Genomic DNA, 1,900 nt, shown 5'->3' with positions numbered 1-1,900 from the left:
GGCGTTCGTCTGGACGCCTGGCGCTGGGGATCGTTTCGAACCATGAACGGCCGCACTATGGCTACTGTCATGCCACGAGGATGAAGACTTTGACTCCAAGAACGCTTAGGACCGGCGCGATCCGGACCCTGCTCCTTGCGGCCGCCGCGCTCGGCCTGATGGCGGCCGGCACTGTCGCCATGGCGGCCCCTCCTCAAGGCCAGGGCCAGGGTCAGGGACAGGGGCACGGTCAGGGACAAGGCCACGGCAAGAAGCAGAGCGTCATCGTGCCCGGAACTCCGGGCAGCGGGCCCGGCCAAGGCCAGGGCAAATCCCACCGCCAGGGCAATGCCGGCACGCCGGCGGTGCTGTTCCAGCCGCGGGACCGGGACGTGATCGTCGACTATTATGGCGACTGGCCGCGCGCCCAGGCGCTGCCGCCCGGCATCGCCCGCAACCTGGCGCGGGGCAAGCCGCTGCCTCCGGGCATCGCCAAGCGGGGCCTGCCGGCGGATCTGCTGGCCCGGCTGCCCCGCTACGACGGCTACGACTACTACATGGTCGGGTCCGACGTGGTGCTGATGGCCATCGCCACCGGCATCATCGTCGACATCCTGACCGATTGAACCGGTCGCTGAAACCCTGCCGGATCGCCGGCGCCCCCGAGACCCGGGTCCGCCGGCCGATCGTCAGGCCTCAGTCGAAGGGGCGGAAGCCTTCGCGGGCGAGGGCCAGGTCGTGGTCGTCGACCACGCCGTTGCCGTCGACGTCCAGATTGGTCGTCTCCCACTCGCCGGTCGGCCCGGTGCCGGGCTTGACCTGGTCGATCCGGTCGGCGAGCTCGGCCTCGAGCGCGTCGATCAGGGCGGGATCCGTGGTCGGGTCGGCCTTGAGATCGGCGATCCGCTGCTGCAGGTCACGGATCCCCGTCTCCTGCGGCGTGCCGAAATTGGCCTGCATGGCCCCGACATTGGCGCCGTAGCCGAGCTCCTTGGCCAGGCTGACCATGGCGGAGACACGGGCACCGTGATTGCGGAACGGCCCGTTGCCGACCGTCGGCGACCAGCCGGAGCCAGCCAGCGCAGCGGTGGTGTCGTCGTCGAGCGAGATGGTGTCGGCCTTGCCGGGCCTCATACCCCTCGTCTTGCCGCTGCGTCCGGGGCCGTCCGTGTCATCCGTCGAGCTGGCGATGCCGGTTCCGTGGCGGGTGCCTCTGATCTTGCCGATGTTACCGGGGGCTTCACCCCCGGAGCTGTCGACGCCGCTGTCGGTGCTGCTGGCTGTCCCGCCGCCGTTGCCGCTGCCATTGCTGTCAGCCTTGCCGCCGCCGTTTCCGCCATCGTTGCCTCCCCCATTTCCGTTGCCGCCTCCATTGCCCCCGCCATTCCCACCGCCGTTACCGCCTCCATTGCCGCCGCCGTGTCCGCCGCCATTGTCCTTGACGGTGATGAACTGCGGCTTCGAGACATCCTTGAGATCCCCCCAGCCGCCTGCGCTCGCCGCCATGGCGTAGAGCAGTCCGAAAGCGGCCACGATGGGCAGCGTCGCAGCAGAACGGATACGCATCAGAAACTCCAGAACCGTGGTGCCAAAGCGGGCTGCAATGGCCCGTCTCACATGTTCGACGTCCTGGGAGCCCCCGGTATTCCACAGACATCTGGAGAGTATTCAAGCCATGGTCAGGCAGATGCCTCGCGCGGGCGGGTCACAGCCGCAGACCGGACGGCTGTTGCGCGCCATCCCAGGGGCCGCTTCTCACCCTCCCCTGCCGGCCTGACCTGGCCAGGATGCGCCAAGGGACTAAGCCGCTCCGCGGCATGAGAGTGGTGCAGTTGAGCCGGCCTGGGCGATGATCGCGGGTCCTGTCTGAATCAGGGGTCCAATCCCCTGCAGACAGGAGGCTTCCGTGATCTCTGCACCC

The 1,900-nt window shown here is 68.6% G+C and carries 2 protein-coding genes; one reads left to right on the top strand and one right to left on the bottom strand.

Annotated elements, in window-relative coordinates; translation table 11 throughout:
* A partial coding sequence (locus tag AAHM41_RS40050; protein ID WP_342242229.1) for an anti-virulence regulator CigR family protein occupies positions 1-605 on the top strand: 605 nt, incomplete at its 5' end.
* Between the two features lie 70 nt (positions 606-675).
* Here the strand turns inward: AAHM41_RS40050 and AAHM41_RS40045 are convergent.
* On the bottom strand, positions 676-1,596 hold the full coding sequence (locus AAHM41_RS40045) for a hypothetical protein (protein WP_342242228.1): 921 nt from the start codon (positions 1,594-1,596) through the stop codon (positions 676-678).
* Between the last annotated feature and the right edge of the window lie 304 nt (positions 1,597-1,900).

The sequence above is a fragment of the Inquilinus sp. OTU3971 genome, from assembly GCF_038440215.1.
Note: the sequence above shows the minus strand (reverse complement) of the source record. Positions and strands in the feature narration are given on the sequence as shown.